The sequence below is a fragment of the Pseudomonas sp. s4 genome (assembly GCF_046764235.1).
Lineage (GTDB): Bacteria > Pseudomonadota > Gammaproteobacteria > Pseudomonadales > Pseudomonadaceae > Aquipseudomonas > Aquipseudomonas asiatica.
Genome location: NZ_CP177209.1, coordinates 1,893,609 through 1,911,346, shown reverse-complemented (window position 1 = coordinate 1,911,346; position 17,738 = coordinate 1,893,609). Strand labels below are relative to the sequence as shown.

The window sequence follows — 17,738 nt, the reverse complement described above, 5'->3', positions numbered from 1 at the left end:
ACGGGCAATGAGCGCCTGTCGCGGCCACGCAAGCCAGCGTTCACGCCCTTTCGAACCTGACAGCCGGCACCGTCACCGGTACAATCGATCTCTTTGCCGCAACGCTTGGAGTGCAATCTCCCGTGTCAGTTCTGCGCCTACCGCAAATGTCGGCCACGGCCGGCAAACAAACCTGGGGCAATCTACCCGGTGCCGCCCTCAGCCTGGCCATCGCCGAGGCCGCCAGCAGCGCGGGCCGCTTCACTTTGCTGCTGACAGCCGACAGCCAGGCTGCCGATCGTCTGGAACAGGAACTTCGCTTCTTTGCCCCGGACCTGCCGGTGCTGCCGTTCCCCGATTGGGAAACCCTGCCCTACGACCTGTTCTCGCCGCACCAGGACATCATTTCCCAGCGCATCGCCAGCCTCTACCGCCTGCCCGAGCTGAGCCACGGCATCCTCGTGGTGCCGGTCACCACCGCCCTGCACCGCCTGGCGCCGACCCGCTTCCTGCTGGGCAGCAGCCTGGTGCTGGACGTGGGCCAGACCATCGATGTGGAGCAGATGCGCCTGCGCCTGGAGGCCAGTGGCTATCGCTGCGTCGACACCGTCTACGAGCATGGCGAGTTCGCCGTGCGCGGCGCGTTGATCGACCTGTTCCCGATGGGTAGCAAGCTGCCCTACCGTATCGACCTGTTCGATGACGAGATCGAGACGCTGCGCACCTTCGACCCCGAGACCCAGCGCTCGATCGACAAGGTGGATTCGGTGCGCCTGCTGCCGGCGCGCGAGTTCCCGATGCAGAAAGAGGAAGTGACCCGCTTCAAGGCGCGCTTCCGCGAACGCTTCGATGTCGATTTCCGCCGCAGCGCGATCTTCCAGGACCTGGCCAGCGGTATCATCCCCGCCGGCATCGAGTACTACCTGCCGCTGTTCTTCGAAGAAACCTCGACCCTGTTCGACTACCTGCCGGCCGACACCCAGGTGTTCTCGCTGCCCGGCGTGGAACAGGCCGCCGAACACTTCTGGAACGACGTGCGCGGGCGTTATGAAGACCGCCGTGGCGACCTGAGCCGGCCGCTGCTGCCGCCGGCCGAGCTGTTCCTGCCGGTGGAAGACTGCTTTGCCCGGCTCAAGCAATGGCCACGGGTAGTGGTCAGCACCGAAGACCTCGACCCGGGCGTGGGTCGCGAGCGCTTCCCGGCACGCGCCCTGCCCAACCTGGCAATCGAAGCCAAGGCCAACCAGCCCCTGGCCGAACTGGCCAACTTCCTCGACCAGTTCCCCGGCCGGGTGTTGTTCACCGCCGAATCGGCGGGCCGCCGCGAAGTGCTGCTGGAGCTGCTCGAGCGGCTGAAACTGCGCCCGCATACCGTCGACGGCTGGGCCGACTTCATCACCGGCAGCGAACGCCTGGCAATCACCATCGCCCCACTGGACGAAGGCCTGCTGCTGGACGACCCAGGCCTGGCCCTGATCGCCGAAAGCCCGCTGTTCGGCCAGCGAGTCATGCAGCGCCGGCGCCGCGACAAGCGTGGCGAAACCGCCAACGACGCGGTGATCAAGAACCTGACCGAGCTGCGCGAAGGCGCGCCGGTGGTGCACATCGACCATGGCGTGGGCCGCTACCTGGGCCTGGCCACCCTGGAAATCGACGGCCAGGCCGCCGAATTCCTCACCCTGGAATACGCCGAGGGCGCCAAGCTGTACGTGCCGGTGGCCAACCTGCATCTGATCGCTCGCTACACCGGGAGCGACGATGCCCTGGCACCGCTGCACCGGCTGGGCTCGGAGGCCTGGCAGAAGGCCAAGCGCAAGGCCGCCGAACAAGTGCGCGACGTCGCCGCCGAACTGCTCGATATCTATGCCCGCCGCGCCGCGCGCAAAGGCTATGCATTTGCCGACCCGTCCGCCGACTACGCCACCTTCAGCGCCGGCTTCCCGTTCGAGGAAACCCCGGATCAGCAGGCTGCCATCGAAGCCGTGCGTGCCGACATGCTGGCGCCCAAGCCGATGGACCGCCTGGTGTGCGGCGACGTCGGCTTCGGCAAGACCGAAGTGGCCATGCGCGCAGCGTTCATCGCCGTACACAGCGGCCGCCAGGTGGCCGTGCTGGTGCCCACCACCCTGCTCGCCCAGCAGCACTACAACAGCTTCCGCGACCGCTTTGCCGACTGGCCGGTGACCGTGGAGGTGATGAGCCGCTTCAAGTCGGCCAAGGAAGTGGCCAACGCCGCCGCCGATCTGGCCGAAGGCAAGATCGACATCCTCATCGGCACCCACAAGCTGCTGCAGGACGATGTACGCTTCAAGGACCTGGGCCTGGCCATCATCGACGAAGAGCACCGCTTTGGCGTGCGCCAGAAGGAACAGCTCAAGGCCCTGCGCAGCGAAGTGGACATCCTCACCCTCACCGCCACGCCGATCCCGCGTACGCTGAACATGGCGGTGGCGGGCATGCGCGACCTGTCGATCATCGCCACGCCGCCAGCGCGCCGCCTGTCGGTACGCACCTTCGTCATGGAGCAGAACAAGAGCACGGTCAAGGAGGCGCTGCTGCGCGAGCTGCTGCGCGGTGGCCAGGTGTACTACCTGCACAACGATGTGAAAACCATCGAGAAATGCGCCGCCGACCTTGCCGAACTGGTGCCAGAGGCGCGCATCGGTATCGGCCACGGGCAGATGCGCGAGCGCGAGCTGGAACAGGTGATGAGCGATTTCTACCACAAGCGCTTCAACGTGCTGGTGGCCTCGACCATCATCGAAACCGGCATCGACGTGCCCAGCGCCAACACGATCGTCATCGAGCGCGCCGACAAGTTCGGCCTGGCCCAGCTGCACCAGCTGCGCGGCCGTGTTGGCCGAAGCCACCACCAGGCCTACGCCTACCTGCTGACGCCAACCCGGCAGAAGGTCAGCGCCGACGCCGAAAAACGCCTGGAGGCGATCGCCAACACCCAGGACCTCGGTGCCGGCTTCGTGCTGGCCACCAACGACCTGGAGATTCGCGGAGCCGGCGAGCTGCTGGGCGAAGGCCAGAGCGGGCAGATCCAGGCGGTGGGCTTTACCTTGTACATGGAAATGCTCGAACGCGCGGTCAAGGCGATCCGCAAGGGTACCCAGCCCAACCTTGAGCAGCCGCTGGGTGGTGGTCCGGAAATCAACCTGCGCCTGCCGGCACTGATCCCCGAGGACTACCTGCCCGACGTGCATGCACGGCTGATCCTGTACAAGCGCATTGCCTCGGCCGCCGATGAAGAAGGCCTCAAGGACCTGCAGGTGGAAATGATCGACCGCTTCGGCCTGCTGCCCGAGCCGACCAAGAACCTGATGCGCCTGACCTCGCTCAAGCTGCACGCGGAAAAGCTCGGCATCAAGAAAGTCGACGCCGGCCCCAACGGCGGCAAGATCGAGTTCGAGGCCGAGACCCCGGTCGACCCGCTGACCCTGATCAAGCTGATTCAGGGCCAGCCCAAACGCTACAAGTTCGAAGGCGCCACCCAGTTCCGTTTCCTGGTGCCCATGGAGCGCGCCGACGAACGTTTCAATACCCTGGAGGCGCTGTTCGAGCGCCTGACCCCACAGCCTGCCTAAGGAAGACCCATGCGTGCCATCCGTTGCCTGACCCTGCTGCTGGCGCTGTTCGCCCCGGCCGCCTTCGCCGAAGGCCTGTATCAGGTAGAAATGATCCTGGTGCGGCAGAACAGCGTGCCCGCCTTCACCAGCCCGTTTGCCCCCGAAGACTGGAGCGCCGGCGCTCCGCGCCTGGAGAAGGACGCCGAGCGTCGCCTGGCGCTGGAAGACGAAGCCACCCGCCTGGAAGCCACCGCCGACTACACCGTGTTGATGCACAAGGCCTGGCAGCAGCAAGTGGGCAGCGAGCCCAGCCGCATCGCCTTGGGTGAAGGCGCCGAGCAGTTCGGCCACTTCCCCATCGAAGGCAACCTGAGCATCGCCGAGGGCCGTTTCATCGCGGTCGAGGCCAATTTCTGGGTCAACCAGCTGGACGGTAACGGCAGCGTGCTGCAAAGCGAGCAGTTCAAGCAGAGCAACAGCAACGTCAAGGGCGGCCAGCTGACCTTCCTCGATGGCGGGCACCTGGCGGTGCTGCTGAAGGTGACACCACCAGGTACGCCTAAAATGCCGGTAATGGACCCGGAGATGATGGAGCAGTGATGCAATGAGCCGTGACGCTCTCCAGTTGCTGCGCGAGTACCCGAACTGGACCCAGTCGTTCACCGGCCCGGTCCTGCAACGCGGCGAGCGTTACGCCCGGGAAGACCGGGTAGAGATCGAAAGCTGCACCGGCACGCTCGTCGAAGCCAGCTGTCGTGGCAGTGAGGGCAGCCCTTATCGGCAGAGGATCACCCTCACCGCCCTGGCTGGCCGCTGTCATGTACGCGGCCAGTGCAGTTGCCCCGTGGGGCACAACTGCAAGCATTGCGCCGCCGCGCTGTTCGTCCTGAGCGAACAGCAGGCAACGGTGAAAAGTGACGGTGACGCACTGCCGGCCAACCTGCAGCGCTGGCTGAAAGGTCTCGAACAGCCTGCGCAGGAGCCTGCCGAAAACCAAGACAAACGCGGGCGCATGGTTTGCTACCAACTCGTGCTGACCGACGAGCCAGGCTGCGCGCTGCGGATACGCAAAGGCACACGCGAAGACCAGGGGCTGCGCTATAGCCGTGTGCAGTCACTCTACGATTTCCTTTACGAACCTCCGCGCTTCGTCAAGGAAGACGATATCCGCATCTTGCGCCTGCTTTCGGCGCTCAATCAGGCCGGCAGCCAGGACCGCGGCTACCAGCTCAAAGGCCGGGAAGGCGGCGAACTGTTCCAGCGCGCGCTGGATACCGGCCGCATGCTCTGTAACGAAAACAAGCCCCTGCTGCGCGAAGGCCCTACGCTTGCGGCCGAGTTCCGCTGGGTGCGGCTGGACAATGGTCACTATCGGGGCATCTGGTACCACGGTGAAACGCCGCTGAACTGCGTGATTGCGCTGCTGCCACTTTACTATTTCGATTTCACCGGCAGCGTGGTGGGCAAGCTCGAGCACAGCCTCGATCCGCATATCGCCCTGCAACTGACCATCGCTCCTGACGTTCCGGAACACCTTGTCGTGCCCCTCAGCCACAAGCTCAACGCCTTGAACCACCAACTCCCTACCCCAACCACGCTGGACGAACAACTCATTGACGACCTGCAGCCCAGGCCGCACCTGGCCCTGGGCAGTCTCGAATTCAGCGCCTACATGCCCAAGACCGGCCGCATGCAACGGCAGATGCAACACCGTGCCGCGCTGGCATTCGACTACGACGGCCTGCGCGCCAGCGGCAGCGACGACAAGCCGCTGACCCGCCTGGTCGGCGATACCTGCCAGCGCATCCGCCGCCAGCCCCAGGCCGAACAGGCGCTGCGCAAGGTGCTGCGCGACCTCGGTTTCAAGGCCGCCACCCGGCAGAGCAAAGCCCTGCCTGATAGCGCCGGCGAGATGCTCCAGTTGCCCGATGACGAAGCCTGGCTGCGCTTTGCCCGAGAAGGCCTGCCGCGCCTGCGCGAAGCAGGTTGGGACATCGACATCCACCGTGACTTCGCTTTCAACCTGCAGGAGGTGGATGACTGGTACGCCACCATCGACGAAGCGCCCGGCCATGAGTGGTTCGACCTGGAGCTGGGCATCGTGGTCGATGGCCAGCGCCACAGCCTGCTGCCGATCGTGCTGCAACTGCTGCGCAGCAACCCGGAGCTGCTGCGCCCCAGCGAACTGGCCCGGCGCAGTGACGACGAGCACCTGCTGATCGACCTCAACCGTGGCCGCCTAGATGCCCCGGCCCTGCGCGTTGCCTTGCCCTATGGCCGTATCAAGGCAGTGATGGGCACCCTGGGCGAACTGTACCTGCACGAAGACGCCGCTGGCCCCTCCCTGCGCCTGGACCGTGCCGATGCCGCACGCCTGAATGAAATCGACAGCCTTCCTTTGCACTGGGAAGGTGGCGAGCATGTACGCGACCTGGGCCGACGCCTGCGCGATGCCCGTGACTTGCAGGTAGAACCGCCGACCGGGTTGCAGGCAAGCCTGCGCCCTTACCAGCAACAGGGCCTGAACTGGCTACAGGCGCTGCGCGAGATGGGCACCGGCGGCATCCTCGGCGACGACATGGGGCTGGGCAAGACACTGCAGGCCCTGGCACACCTGCTGCTGGAAAAACAGTCCGGCCGCCTGAGCGCTCCAGCCCTGGCGGTGATGCCGACCAGCCTGGTACCCAACTGGCTGGACGAAGCCCAGCGCTTCGCCCCCGGGCTGCGCGTGCTGGCCCTGCAAGGCCCGGGGCGCAGCAAGCATTTCGCCAAACTGCACGAATACGACCTGGTCCTGACCACCTATGCCCTGGTGCCGCGTGACCTCGAGCACCTGCGCGCCCATGCCTGGCATGTGCTGGTGCTGGATGAGGCGCAGAACATCAAGAGCAGCACCAGCAAGGCCGCCCTCGCAGTTTGCGAGCTGCGGGCCAATCAGCGCGTCTGCCTGACCGGCACGCCAATGGAAAACAACCTCGGCGAGCTGTGGTCGATTTTCCACTTCCTCATGCCCGGCTGGCTGGGTGACCTGAAGCGTTTCAACCAGGACTACCGCACACCGATCGAGCGCCACGGCGACAGCGAGCGCATGGCCCACCTGGCCAGCCGCATCCGCCCGTTCCTGCTGCGCCGCACCAAGGAGCAGGTGGCGACCGAGCTGCCGGCCAAGACCGAGATGGTGCACTGGGTCGAGCTTAGCGATGCTCAGCGTGACACCTACGAGGCCGTACGGGTGGCCATGGACAAGAAAGTCCGCGATGAAATCGCCCGCAATGGCGCCGCGCGCAGTCAGATCGTCATCCTCGACGCCCTGCTCAAGTTGCGTCAGGTGTGCTGCGACCTGCGCCTGGTCAAAGGGGTGGAAAGCAAAGGCAACCAAGCCGACAAGGGCAAACTGGGCGCGCTGCTGGAAATGCTCGAAGAGTTGCTGAGCGAAGGGCGCCGGGTGCTGTTGTTCTCGCAGTTCACCTCGATGCTGGCGTTGATCGAGCAGGAACTGGAGAAGCGCAAGATTCGCTACAGCCTGCTGACCGGCGACACCCGCGACCGGCGCACGCCGGTGCAGCAGTTCCAGCAGGGTGACAGCGAAGTGTTCCTGATCAGCCTCAAGGCGGGTGGCGTGGGCTTGAACCTGACAGCCGCGGACACGGTGATCCACTTCGACCCCTGGTGGAACCCGGCCAGCGAAAACCAGGCTACCGACCGCGCCTACCGCATTGGCCAGGACAAGCCGGTATTCGTGTTCAAGCTGATCACCCGGGGAACGGTGGAAGAAAAGATCCAGCTGTTGCAGCAGGAGAAGGCCGCGCTTGCGGCGAGCCTGCTGGATGGCGGGCAGGCCGGGCAATGGCGGCTGGGGGATGAAGAGATCGAAGCGCTGTTTGCGCCGCTGCCCGGGAAGCGCGGGCGGTAGCCCAGAATCCTTCGCTGCCTGTACCGGCCTCTTCGCGGGTAAACCCGCTCCCACAGGGAGATCAGTGCCCTCAAGGGCGGTGCCGTACCTGTGGGAGCGGGCGTGCCCGCGAAGGGGCCGGCGCGGTCAATCGACCAACTGCGCCTCTCGCAACGCCCTCAACGCCTCCAGCCACCGCGGCTGCTGGCGATAGTCAGTGCGTGCAAAACTGAAGCCTCGCATCCGAGCAAGGCGCGGCGATGGCTTGACTTTCAAGCGCTGCGCAGCAAGCAGAGCAAGCTCTGCCGAAGCCCGGTCATTACATACCAGGCCCACGTCACATCCCGCACCGAAAGCAGCCTCGACGCGACCAGCAACATCTCCGACCACATGGGCACCGGCCATGGACAGATCATCACTGAAAATCACGCCATCGAAGCCAAGCTCCCCCCTGAGAATGTCCTGAAGCCAGCGCCTCGAAAAACCGGCGGGCTTACTATCGACCTGGGGATAGATCACATGTGCAGGCATCACTGCCGACAGCTGGCGTGCCAATCGGGTAAATGGCACCAGGTCCGTCTTGCGCAGTTCATCCAGGCTGCGATCATCTACGGGAATGGCCACATGCGAATCGGCCTCAGCCCAGCCATGCCCAGGAAAATGCTTGCCGCATGCTGCCATGCCCGCTGCAGTCATGCCCCGGATGAACGCCCCACCCAGCTGAGTGACACGCTCTGGATCACCATCGAAGGCACGTGCACCAATGACTGCACTGCGCCCATGATCCAGATCGAGCACTGGAGCAAAACTCAAATCCAGCCCGATCGCCAGCACCTCGGTTGCCATCAACCAGCCACAATGCCCGGCCAATCGCTCGGCATCATCGCTCTGGGCGATCTGCCGCATGGATGGCAACCTGACGAACCCTTCACGCAAGCGTTGCACCCGCCCACCTTCCTGATCGACCGCAATGATCAGGTCAGGGCGCAAAGCACGTACCGAAGCGCACAGCTCCCGCACCTGACGCGGGTGGGCAATATTACGAGCAAAGATGATCAAACCAGCTACTTCAGGCTGGAGCAATAACCGACGATCCTCAGGCGTCAGCCCTGTGCCTTCGATATCGACCATCAAGGCCCCCTGCATACAAACTGTCATTACAAAATCCTCTAATCGAATATCAGAAACCCATTACGGGCGAAGCGGAGAAATCTCCGCTTTGCCCGAGTCTCTGGAATGCGTGCCGCCTGGTACACCGGGGCACATTTCCCGGTGTACTCACGCAATACGCACATCGAAAACGCAGGATCCTGTCTCGGACCGAGCAGGGTGGAGCCTCGTCAGTCGACCAGTTGAGCGTCCTTCAACGCGGACAATGCCTGCTGCCAACGAGGCTGCTGACGATAGTCAGTCCGCGCAAACCCTTGCCCGCGCATGCCTGCGATGCGTGGCGAAGGTTTTACCTTCATGCGTTGTGCCGCGCTCAATGCCAGCTCCGCCGCCGCCCGATCATTGCAAACCAGCCCCATATCACAACCGGCGCTCAGTGCTGCTTCGATGCGGCTCGCCGCGTCCCCGACAACATGTGCGCCGGCCATCGACAAATCGTCACTGAAAATCACCCCGTCGAAACCCAGCTCGCCACGCAGGATGTCCTGCAACCAGCGCCGTGAGAAGCCAGCCGGCTGGTTGTCGACCTGCGGGTAGATGACATGCGCCGGCATCACTGCCGCCAATTGCCCGCTCAGGCGGGTGAACGGCACCAGGTCGGCCTGGCGCAGCTGTTCGAGGCTGCGCTCATCGGTCGGGATGGCCACATGCGAGTCCGCTTCGGCCCAGCCATGCCCCGGGAAGTGCTTGCCACAAGCCGCCATACCCGCCGCATTCATGCCACGGATGAACGCCCCGGCCAGTTGCGTGGCACGCAGCGGGTCACTCTCGAAGGCGCGGCTGCCCACCACGGCGCTGCGCTGGTGGTCCAGGTCGAGTACCGGGGCAAAGCTGAGGTCCAGGCCAACCGCCAGCACCTCGGTCGCCATCAACCAACCGCACTGCTCGGCCAGGTACTCGGCGTTGTCATTGTCGGCCAGCGCTCGCATGGCCGGCAGGCGCACAAAGCCCTGGCGCAGGCGCTGCACCCGGCCGCCCTCCTGGTCCACCGCCAGGATCAGGTCGGGCCGGATGGCACGGATCGACGCGCACAGTTCACGCACCTGGCGCGGGCTGTCGATGTTGCGGGCAAAAATGATCAGGCCAGCCACTTCAGGTTGGCGTAGCAGGTGACGGTCTTCGGCGGTCAGCCATTTACCGGCGATATCCACCATCAGGGAGCCTTGCAGGCTGACAGTCATGGGTAATCCTTCATTGAAGACTGAGAGAAGCCCACTGGGGGCAGGCGGCCTGCTCGATGCGCACCGGGCAATGGGCCGGCACCTGCTCGAACAGGCTTAGCAAATCGATGTTGCGCAGGCGTATGCATCCATGGGACAGCGCTACGCCCAAGGGTTCCGTATCCGGGGTGCCGTGCAGGTAGATATAACGGCGGAAGGTGTCGACCGCACCCAGGCGGTTGACACCCGGCTCGCAGCCACTAAGCCAGAGGATGCGGGTGAGGATCCAGTCCCGGCCGGGGTATTGCGCATGCAAGGCCGGCGACCACACCTCGCCGGTCCAGCGCCGCCCGACCAATACCGCTTTCAGCGGCAAGCCCGCGCCGATCTTCGCTCGCACCTGGTGCAAGCCACACGGCGTGCAACCCGAGCCGTTGCGCTCGCCGGCGCCGTTGCGCGCCGTTGAAACCGGCAGGCGTACGCGCAGCTGGCCATCGGCAAAACCATAAAGGCGCTGATCGGCGAGGGAAATGTGCAGGAAGTCGAGGTCAGGCATGGGCGCTAGCTTAGCCGAAGCGCCCTGCCCCGCCCAGCCTTCAGGCCTTGGCGGTGGTCGCGCCTGCGCTGGTCTTGGTGCGCGGGCGCAGCTGCGCGGCGGCCATGGCGTCGTCGGTTACACCGCTATCGGCACGCATGCCCGCAGCCAGGAACGGCACCATCAGGCGCATTACCTGCTCGATCGAGGTATTGATGCCGAAATCGGTTTCGGCAATCGCCCGCAGGGCCTTGATACCAGACATGCTGAAGGCGGCGGCGCCAAGCATGAAGTGCACGCGCCAGAACAGCTCCAGCGGCGGAATGCGCGGCGCGGCCTCGTTGACCAGTAGCATGTACCGGCGGAACACCTTGCCGTACATGTCTTCCAGGTAACGCCGCAGGTGGCCCTGGCTCTGGCTGAAGGCCAGACCCAGCAGGCGCATGAAGATCGACAGGTCGTTGTTGCTGCGCGGCTGCACGGCCAAAGCCTGCTCGACCAGCATTTCCAGCAGCTCCTCGAGGCTCGGCTTGTGCTCAGGCTTGGCCTGGCGCCGCTCCAGCTCACGTTCGAGGCTGGCGCAGAACGGCCCGAGGAAGCGCGAAAACACTGCCTGGATCAGGGCCTTCTTGGAGCCGAAGTGATAGTTGACTGCCGCCAGGTTGACCCCGGCCTTGCTGGTAATCAGCCGCAACGAGGTTTCTGCGAACCCCCTTTCCGCGAACAGCTGCTCGGCAGCATCGAGAATGCGTTCAACGGTTTCCGATTGGGCCATGACTACTCCGACTACTCCGCCAGACAAACAGGTGTTTGAAACATACGTTTCAGCCCTGTTTCTGTCAAGGCTCGGTGACCGGTCGGTCGCCATTTAAAAACGCCAGGCGGGTGGCTGCAAGCGCCATTGCTACTGTTTATTGCGGGTTTTGGCTTGCAGCGCATCCAGTACTGTATATAATCCCAGTCACTGTACAAAAAGACAGAGCGCTCACCATGTTGAAACTGACGCCACGCCAAGCCGAAATTCTCGCGTTCATCAAGCGTTGCCTGGAAGACAACGGCTTCCCGCCGACGCGCGCCGAGATTGCTCAGGAGCTGGGCTTCAAGTCGCCCAACGCCGCCGAGGAGCACCTCAAGGCCCTCGCCCGCAAAGGCGCGATCGAGATGACCCCGGGCGCCTCCCGTGGTATTCGCATCCCCGGCCTGGAAGCCAAGGCCGAAGAAAGCGGCCTGCCGATCATCGGCCGGGTTGCCGCCGGTGCGCCGATCCTTGCCGAACAGCACATCGAGCAATCCTGCAACATCAACCCCGACTTCTTCCACCCCCAGGCCGACTATCTGCTGCGCGTACACGGCATGAGTATGAAGGACGTCGGCATCTTCGATGGCGACCTGCTGGCGGTACACACCTGCCGCGAAGCCCGCAATGGCCAGATCGTCGTGGCCCGCATCGGCGACGAAGTCACCGTCAAGCGCTTCAAGCGCGAAGGCAGCAAGGTGTGGCTGCTTGCCGAAAACCCCGAATTCGCCCCCATCGAAGTCGACCTGAAAGAACAGGAGCTGGTGATCGAGGGCTTGAGCGTCGGCGTCATTCGCCGCTGATCCAGGAGGCATCATGCAGCAGTTCATTCACGTACCCGAGCAAGCTCAGTTGCCATTGTTCGAAGCATTCCTCGCCCAGCCCGTACTGCCTGGCCTGAAAGCCAGCGAAGTGGCACGCAAGAACAGCCAGCCCGAGCTGTTCAGCGAACTGTCGCTGCGCGGAGCCCCCGGGCATTGCCAAAGCCTGCTGGCACCCGTGCTGCGCGAACTGAGCGAAGAGGACGAGACCCGCTGGCTGACCCTGATCGCCCCGCCGTCGAGCCTGACCCAGGCCTGGCTGCGCGATGCCGGGCTCAACCGTGAACGCATCCTGCTGCTGCAACCTCGCGGCAATCAAAGCCCGCTTCAACTGGCCTGCGAAGCCTTGCGTCTGGGCCGCAGCCACACCGTCGTCAGCTGGCTGGGCAATGTCAACGCCACTGCGCGCCAGCAATTGCTGCGCGCTGCCAGTGCCGGAAACGCACAAAGTCTGAACATCCGCCTCGGCTGATGTTCAGGCTTTGCCTGTCACTGCATGAAACCTAATGCCTTGCTGCACCTCAGTGCAGCACTCGCGGCCCTTCATCACGCTCAAGCTCGCCATCCATCAGGCGACCGGCCATCTGTACGCCCACGCTGAGCATGGCCTTGGCCACTTCCACATGCTGACCCTGCAGGAACGCCTTGGCGTCTTCCGAGAAATCCAGGGTTACCAGAGAGCCCTCATCCTCGGCGCGACGCAGTTCGATGCGGCCATCAGGCAACTCGACAATTTCCAGAAACGACGTAGACATAAATGGCAGTTCTCCGCGAAAGGCCGGCATTGTACCAGCCGTAGCTGCTATCAGCACTCACTCAACGCGTCACGGAAACGTCTCACCAGGCCTTTGAGGTCGCTGCGCCAGCGTTCCAGTTCGGCATGCGACAGCGCCGGATGCTCGGGCTCATCGAGATTGACCGCCTGAATCAATGGCTGGGTAACGTCGGTTTTCGGCGTTTTTTTCGCGACCGGTGGTCGGAACAAATCGGCATAAGCACCAAGCATTTGTGCCAGCCAGGTTTCGCGCTGGCGGGCCAGCTCCAGCAGCTCGGCCACTTCCGGAATGGCGATACCGTTCAGGGCGTCGTCAGCCAGTGCTTGCTCGACAGTTGCAACAACTGGCAGGCGGTAGAAGCCACCAATTTCATGACACAGGCCCAGCAATGCGCCGTAGAGATGGAACAGCGCCGACTCGCGTTCGGCCTGGACCAGGCCCTGGGCATTCATGGCCTGGCTTTGTTCGGCCTTGGCCATGGACTCCAGGGCGAGGCCGGCAAAGAACAGTTTCTGATTGGTGCGGGTGTAGAGTTCCTGGGCCATTTCAGTGACCTCCCTAAGGCTGCAAGGCGGATAGCTGCATCATAAATGATTGGGGCCGCTTTGCGCCCCTACGCAGGCTTGCCCCGCCTGACCGGTTAACGCGGTCAGCTGTAGGAGCGGCCTTGTGTCGCGAAAGGGCTGCAAAGCAGCCCCAGCAATTTGTGCATCTGCGCTGAAATCCTGGGGCTGCTTTGCAGCCCTTTCGCGACACAAGGCCGCTCCTACAAGGGCGCGCGCAGGTCAGAGACTGATGAAGAATCAGCGCTTGTCTTCAACCTTCCACGCATTGCCGTCGTAGAACGCCTTCCAGCCGGTCGGCTTGCCATCAACCTCGGACTGCACATACTGCTCCTTGGTCTTGCGGCTGTAGCGGATAACTGCAGGGCGGCCTTCCGGGTCTTTCTGCGGCGCATCGCACAGGAAGTGGTACTTCGGATCAATCTCGTGTTTGTGTGGAACGATTTCCAGCACCAGCGGTGCACGGGTTTCGCGATTCTTGGGGAACTGGCTGGCTGCCAGGAACAGCCCCGAAGCGCCATCACGCAGCACGTAGGTATCGTCGACCTTCTCGCACTTGAGCTCCGGCATGTCCACCTTGTCCATCTTCGGTGGCGCCGCCTCGCCGCTCTTGAGCAGTTTGCGAGTGTTCTTGCACGCCGGGTTGGTGCAACCGAAGAACTTGCCAAAGCGGCCAGTCTTCAACTGCATCTCGCTGCCACACTTGTCGCACTCCAGGCTCGGCCCTTCGTAACCCTTGATGCGGTAGTTGCCTTCCTCGATCTCGTAGCCAGCGCAATCCGGGTTGTTACCGCAGATGTGCAGCTTGTGCTTCTCGTCCAGCAGGTATGCATCCATCGCCGTGGCGCAGATCGGGCAGCGGTGCTTGCCCAGCAACACGCGGGATTCCGATTCGCCCTCGTCGTCGGCGGCAATCTCGTCGCCCGGCACCAGGTTGACGGTGGCCTTGCAGCGCTCTTTCGGCGGCAGGCTGTAGCCCGAGCAACCGAGGAACACGCCGGTGGAGGCGGTGCGGATCATCATCGGCCGGCCACATTCCTTGCACGGAATGTTGGTCATGGTCGGCTGGTTGGCACGCATGCCGTCTTCGCTGGACTCGGCAGTCTGCAGTTTCTTGCTGAAGTCGCCGTAGAACTCGTCGAGCACGTTCTTCCAGTCACGCTCGCCCTGGGCCACGTCGTCGAGGTTCTCTTCCATGTCGGCGGTAAAGCCGTAGTCCATCAGGTTGGAGAAGCTTTCGGACAGGCGCTCGGTGACGATGTCGCCCATCTTCTCGGAATAGAAGCGGCGGTTGTGCAGGGTCACATAGCCACGGTCCTGAATGGTCGAAATGATCGCCGCATAGGTCGACGGGCGACCGATGCCGCGCTTTTCCATTTCCTTGACCAGGCTGGCTTCGGTGAAGCGCGCCGGTGGCTTGGTGAAGTGCTGGCTCGGGTCGATCTGGATCAGCTTCAGCGCTTCGCCCTGGACCATTTCCGGCAACACGTCGTCTTCGCCAGGCTTGCTCTGTTGCGGCAGCACACGGGTGTAACCGTCGAACTTGAGGATACGGCCCTTGGCACGCAACTCGAAGTCGCCTGCAGCCACGGTGACGCTGGTGGACAGGTACTGCGCCGGCGGCATCTGGCAGGCCAGGAACTGGCGCCAGATCAGCTCATACAGGCGCTCGGCGTCACGCTCCATGCCACTGAGCTTGCTCGGGTGGGTGTTCACGTCGGAAGGACGAATCGCTTCGTGCGCCTCCTGGGCGCCTTCCTTGCTGCCGTACACCAGCGGTGCCTCGGGCAGGTACTGCTTGCCGAACTCGCGCTCGATGTAGCTGCGCGCCATATCCAGGGCGTCGGCCGACAGGTTGGTCGAGTCGGTACGCATGTAGGTGATGTAGCCGGCTTCGTACAAGCGCTGGGCCATCATCATGGTTTTCTTCACACCGAAGCCCAGGCGGTTGCTGGCGGCCTGCTGCAAGGTGGAGGTAATGAACGGTGCCGAAGGCTTGCTGCTGGTCGGGCGGTCTTCGCGCTTGACCACGCTGTAGCTGGAAGCCTTGAGCTTCTCCAGCGCGGCCATGGCCTGGGCTTCGTTCAGCGGTTTGAAGGCCTCGCCCTTCTCGCGGGCCACTTCGAAGCGCACCTTGGCGTTCTTGGCGGTGCCGAGGTCGGCATGGATTTCCCAGTACTCTTCCGGGATGAACGCGCGGATTTCACGCTCGCGCTCCACCACCAGCTTCACCGCGACCGACTGTACACGGCCGGCGGACAAGCCCCGGGCGATCTTGGCCCACAGCAGCGGCGAAACCATGTAGCCGACCACGCGGTCGAGGAAACGCCGCGCCTGCTGCGCGTTGACCCGGTCGATATCCAGCTCGCCCGGCTGCGAGAAGGCTTCCTGGATAGCCTTCTTGGTGATTTCGTTGAACACCACGCGCTTGTAGCGGGTGTCGTCGCCGCCGATGGCCTCGCGCAGGTGCCAGGCAATGGCTTCCCCTTCGCGGTCCAAGTCGGTTGCGAGATAGATGGTGTCGGCGTCCTTCGCCAGGCGGCGCAGCTCTTCGATCACCTTTTCCTTGCCAGGCAGGATCTCGTACTTGGCCTTCCAGCCGTGGTCGGGGTCGACGCCCATGCGTGCCACCAGCTGGCGGCGGGCCTTTTCCTTCGGCGACAGGGCCGGAGCCTCACCCGCGGCCTTGCCACGCTTGGCGGCTGGCTCTTTGCTGGCGCTGGCCGAACCGCTGGTGGGGAGGTCTCGGATATGGCCGATACTCGACTTCACCACGTACTGGTTGCCCAGGTACTTGTTGATGGTCTTGGCCTTGGCCGGGGATTCCACAATGACCAGCGATTTGCCCATGGATCGGAGTATTCCTGAATCTGAAGATGAAAAACGCGTCAGGTGCCAGACGCGGCACCGCTATATATAGTGGCAAAAGTGTGAGGTCAAGTTCGGACTATCACTGGTGCGACTTGCCCAGCACCCCGGGCAGCCCCTCTTCGGCCTTGACCAAAGCAAAGCGTGGCACCTGCTCGCCGTCAACCTCGACGGACTCCCGGAACATCGAAAGTGGCCGTACCCAGAAGCTGTAATCACCATACAGGCATTGGTAGAACACCATCCACTCTTCGCTCTCGGAGTGCCGCGCAACACTGAAGACACGGTACTCAGGCCCTTTGTAATGCCGGTATACGCCTGGTTGTATCTGCATGTTGCTCCACCCTCTTGAATAAAACCTGTAAAAACAAAACCGGGGCACAAGGCCCCGGTCGCTGTCCCGCTACGCGATCAGACGCGCTCGAAGACAGTGGTGATACCTTGGCCGAGGCCGACGCACATGGTCGCCACCCCCAGGGTACCGCCATTCTGCTTCATGACATTGAGCAGGGTGCCGGAAATCCGCGCCCCGGAGCAACCGAACGGGTGGCCCAAGGCAATGGCGCCGCCGTGCAGGTTAACCTTCTCATCCATCTTGTCGAGTACTTTCAAGTCTTTCAGCACTGGCAGGGCCTGTGCAGCGAAGGCTTCATTGAGCTCGATGAAATCGATGTCGGCCATGGTCAGGCCAGCACGCTTGAGGGCTTTCTGGGTCGACGGCACCGGGCCGTAGCCCATGATTGCCGGGTCGACACCAGCTACCGCCATGGAACGGATGACCGCCAATGGCTGGATGCCCAGGTCCATGGCGCGCTGACCGGACATGACGATCATGCACGATGCACCGTCGGTGATCTGCGACGAGGTACCGGCAGTGACGGTACCGCCTTTCGGGTTGAACGCCGGCTTCAGCGATGCCAGGCCTTCGAGGGTGGTTTCCGGGCGAATGGTTTCGTCGAAATCGAACACCTTCAGGAAGCCGTTCTCGTCGTAGCCCTGCATCGGGATGATTTCGTCCTTGAACTTGCCTTCGACCGTGGCCTTGTGGGCCAGCTGGTGCGAACGCAGGCCGAACAGGTCCTGCTGCTCACGGGTGATGCCGTGCATCTTGCCGAGCATTTCCGCGGTCAGGCCCATCATCCCGGAAGCCTTGGCAGCATGCAAGGACAGGTGCGGGTTGGGGTCGACGCCATGCATCATGCTGACGTGGCCCATGTGCTCCACGCCACCGACCACGAACACATCACCGTTGCCGGTCATGATCGCCTGGGCGGCGGTGTGCAGCGCGCTCATCGACGAGCCGCACAGGCGGCTGACGGTCTGCGCCGCGGAAGTGTGCGGGATCTGGGTCATCAGCGAGGCCATGCGGGCGATGTTCCAGCCCTGCTCGAGGGTTTGGTTGACGCAGCCCCAGATCACGTCCTCGACTTCTTTCGGGTCGACCTTGTCGTTGCGTTCCAACAGCTTGCTGATCAGGTGCGCCGACATGTCTTCGGCGCGGGTATTGCGGTGCATGCCACCCTTGGAGCGGCCCATCGGCGTGCGACCGAAGTCGACAATCACCACGTCTCTTGGATTCAGGCTCATATCAAATCTCTCGCTC

At 63.4% G+C, this 17,738-nt stretch carries 14 protein-coding genes; 5 read left to right on the top strand and 9 right to left on the bottom strand.

Going from position 1 to position 17,738, the window contains the following annotated elements:
- Positions 1-122: 122 nt before the first annotated feature.
- Genes mfd through ACK56M_RS08910 form a run of 3 tightly spaced genes read left to right on the top strand, consistent with a single transcriptional unit; the run spans position 123 to position 7,467 of the window.
- On the top strand, positions 123-3,572 hold the full coding sequence (gene mfd / locus ACK56M_RS08920; RefSeq protein ID WP_100413501.1) for a transcription-repair coupling factor: 3,450 nt from the start codon (positions 123-125) through the stop codon (positions 3,570-3,572).
- A gap of 9 nt (positions 3,573-3,581) precedes the next feature.
- Positions 3,582-4,154 (top strand): CsiV family protein, encoded by a 573-nt coding sequence (locus tag ACK56M_RS08915; protein ID WP_015269537.1) that lies wholly within the window; start codon positions 3,582-3,584, stop codon positions 4,152-4,154.
- Positions 4,155-4,158: 4 nt separating this feature from the next.
- Positions 4,159-7,467 carry an SNF2-related protein gene (locus ACK56M_RS08910; RefSeq protein ID WP_411959367.1) on the top strand — a complete coding sequence of 1,103 codons (3,309 nt, stop codon included), beginning with the start codon at positions 4,159-4,161 and terminating at the stop codon, positions 7,465-7,467.
- A gap of 126 nt (positions 7,468-7,593) precedes the next feature.
- Here the strand turns inward: ACK56M_RS08910 and nagZ (ACK56M_RS08905) are convergent, their stop codons facing one another.
- The 4 genes from nagZ (ACK56M_RS08905) to ACK56M_RS08890 form a co-directional block, all read right to left on the bottom strand.
- Entirely contained in the window at positions 7,594-8,592 is a 999-nt protein-coding gene (gene nagZ, locus ACK56M_RS08905; RefSeq protein ID WP_161551239.1) for a beta-N-acetylhexosaminidase, read from the bottom strand.
- A gap of 194 nt (positions 8,593-8,786) precedes the next feature.
- Positions 8,787-9,785: a beta-N-acetylhexosaminidase gene (gene nagZ / locus ACK56M_RS08900; RefSeq protein ID WP_170976293.1), complete on the bottom strand. Its 999-nt coding sequence runs from the start codon at positions 9,783-9,785 to the stop codon at positions 8,787-8,789.
- Between the two features lie 22 nt (positions 9,786-9,807).
- Positions 9,808-10,332, bottom strand: a complete 525-nt coding sequence (locus ACK56M_RS08895; protein ID WP_015269533.1) for a L,D-transpeptidase — start codon at positions 10,330-10,332, stop codon at positions 9,808-9,810.
- A 40-nt stretch (positions 10,333-10,372) separates the two neighbouring features.
- Positions 10,373-11,086 (bottom strand): TetR/AcrR family transcriptional regulator, encoded by a 714-nt coding sequence (locus ACK56M_RS08890; RefSeq protein WP_013971718.1) that lies wholly within the window; start codon positions 11,084-11,086, stop codon positions 10,373-10,375.
- 215 nt (positions 11,087-11,301) lie between these two features.
- On the opposite strand from ACK56M_RS08890, the gene lexA reads away from it, so the two are divergent.
- Both lexA and sulA read left to right on the top strand, forming a co-directional pair.
- Positions 11,302-11,910 (top strand): transcriptional repressor LexA, encoded by a 609-nt coding sequence (gene lexA / locus ACK56M_RS08885; RefSeq protein ID WP_004376420.1) that lies wholly within the window; start codon positions 11,302-11,304, stop codon positions 11,908-11,910.
- A gap of 13 nt (positions 11,911-11,923) precedes the next feature.
- Entirely contained in the window at positions 11,924-12,400 is a 477-nt protein-coding gene (sulA, locus tag ACK56M_RS08880; protein WP_015269532.1) for an SOS-induced cell division inhibitor SulA, read from the top strand.
- A gap of 49 nt (positions 12,401-12,449) precedes the next feature.
- Here the strand turns inward: sulA and ACK56M_RS08875 are convergent, their stop codons facing one another.
- From ACK56M_RS08875 to fadA, 5 genes are all read right to left on the bottom strand, one after another.
- Positions 12,450-12,683 carry a hypothetical protein gene (locus tag ACK56M_RS08875; RefSeq protein WP_004376430.1) on the bottom strand — a complete coding sequence of 78 codons (234 nt, stop codon included), beginning with the start codon at positions 12,681-12,683 and terminating at the stop codon, positions 12,450-12,452.
- A 50-nt stretch (positions 12,684-12,733) separates the two neighbouring features.
- Positions 12,734-13,249: a DUF6586 family protein gene (locus tag ACK56M_RS08870; RefSeq protein ID WP_043935471.1), complete on the bottom strand. Its 516-nt coding sequence runs from the start codon at positions 13,247-13,249 to the stop codon at positions 12,734-12,736.
- 258 nt (positions 13,250-13,507) lie between these two features.
- On the bottom strand, positions 13,508-16,117 hold the full coding sequence (gene topA, locus ACK56M_RS08865; RefSeq protein ID WP_015269531.1) for a type I DNA topoisomerase: 2,610 nt from the start codon (positions 16,115-16,117) through the stop codon (positions 13,508-13,510).
- 100 nt (positions 16,118-16,217) lie between these two features.
- On the bottom strand, positions 16,218-16,469 hold the full coding sequence (locus ACK56M_RS08860; protein ID WP_015269530.1) for a DUF1653 domain-containing protein: 252 nt from the start codon (positions 16,467-16,469) through the stop codon (positions 16,218-16,220).
- 77 nt (positions 16,470-16,546) lie between these two features.
- Positions 16,547-17,722, bottom strand: coding sequence for an acetyl-CoA C-acyltransferase FadA (fadA, locus tag ACK56M_RS08855; RefSeq protein WP_013971712.1), 1,176 nt, complete (start codon positions 17,720-17,722; stop codon positions 16,547-16,549).
- Positions 17,723-17,738: the final 16 nt, after the last annotated feature.